Below are 1,500 nucleotides of genomic sequence, written 5' to 3'. Positions count from 1 at the left end.
GCGGCGGCCGCGGCCACGTCCGCCTGCGCGGCCGCACGGTCGATCCGGGTGGACTCGCCCCCGGCGACGACCTGCTCCCCCGCGACCCACACGTCGGTGACCCGGCGGGAGCCCGCCGCCCAGACGAGGTTCGCGATCAGCTGCTCGTCCGCGACGTCGATCCCGGTGGCGAACGCGGGGTCGTCGGTGTCGATGTGCACCAGGTCGGCCCAGCGGCCCGGCTCCAGCGCGCCGAGGTCGTCGCGGCCGAGTGCCTGCGCCCCGCCCCGGGTCGCCAGCAGCAGCGAGTCGGCGGCCGTCACCGCGGTGGCGTCCTGTGTGGACACCCGGGCGAGCATCGCGGCGAGCTGGACCTCCTCCCACAGGTCGAGGTCGTCGTTGCTGGCGGGGCCGTCGGTGCCGAGCCCGACGGCCACCGACTCGGCCCGCAGCCGTGGCAGGCGGGCGATGCCGGAGGCCAGTTTCGAGTTCGACCCGGGACAGTGCGCGACCCCGGCGCCCCGCGCGGCGAGCAACGCGATGTCCGAATCGGACAGATGTACGCCGTGCGCGGCGACGACCCTGCCGTCGAGCATTCCCACCGTGTCCAGCAGCGCGGGCACCGAGCCGTATGCGGCACGCTGGTCGGCGTCCTCGTCGGCGGCCTCGGCCACGTGGATCTGCACCAGGGCGCCCCGGTCCGACGCCGACCCGGCGATCTCGTGCAGCGCCTCGGCGGGCAGCATGTACGCCGAGTGCGGGGCGTAGGACAGCTCGACCCGCTCACCGGGCCCGAACCGCAGGCCGTCGGCGTCGATCCAGCGGTCCGTGTCGGCCAGCATCGCGCGCCAGTCGAGCCCGGGCAGGTCGATGATCGGCCCCCCGACGACCGTCCGTGCCCCCGTGGCGAGCACGGCGTCGGCCACCTGCCCGGCGTGGAAGTACATCTCCGCGCTGGTGGTCACCCCGCGGCGCAGCATCTCGACCGAGCCGAGCAGCATCCCGGCGCGCACGTCCGCACCGCGCAGCTTCGCCTCGGCGGGCCAGATCACCTCCCGCAACCAGCGCAGCAGCGGCAGGTCCCCGCCCATGCCGCGCATCAGCACCATGGGGCTGTGCGCGTGCGCGTTGACCAGGCCGGGCAGCAGGATGCCGGACAGCTGCCGCACCGTGCCCGGCGCGGCGGGGGCCGCCTCCGCCGGGCCGCAGTGGGTGATGCGCCCGGTGTCGTCGATGTCGACGACACCGTCCCGCACGACGGAGCAGGCGGGATCGGCGGGGAGCACGACGGGAGCCCGGAGCCGGTGGGTCATGCCGTTGATCCTAATGCTCTCCCGCGGCGTCCATGACGCCGTTGCGCCAGGCCCAGGACGCGATCTCGACGCGGTTGCGCACCCCGAGCTTGTGCTGCACCGAAGCCAGGTGCGTCTTCACCGTGGACAGGGACATGTACAGCTCGCCGCCGATCTCGCCGTTGGTGAGGCCGCGGGCGGCGGCCCGCGTCACGTCGAGCTCCCGGTC

General features: G+C 74.7%; 2 protein-coding genes. Both read right to left on the bottom strand.

The window, feature by feature from the left end; all coding sequences use genetic code 11:
- On the bottom strand, positions 1–1,292 hold a 1,292-nt coding region (locus ACTIR_RS0100270; protein ID WP_026452786.1), incomplete at its 3' end, for an amidohydrolase family protein.
- Positions 1,293–1,302: 10 nt separating this feature from the next.
- The coding region (locus tag ACTIR_RS20925; protein WP_034237508.1) for a response regulator transcription factor at positions 1,303–1,500 on the bottom strand (198 nt) is incomplete at its 5' end.

Origin of the sequence: Saccharomonospora iraqiensis subsp. iraqiensis, from assembly GCF_000430445.1 — a bacterium.
GTDB classification, from domain to species: domain Bacteria; phylum Actinomycetota; class Actinomycetes; order Mycobacteriales; family Pseudonocardiaceae; genus Saccharomonospora; species Saccharomonospora iraqiensis.
This window is presented reverse-complemented; position numbering and strand designations above follow the sequence as displayed.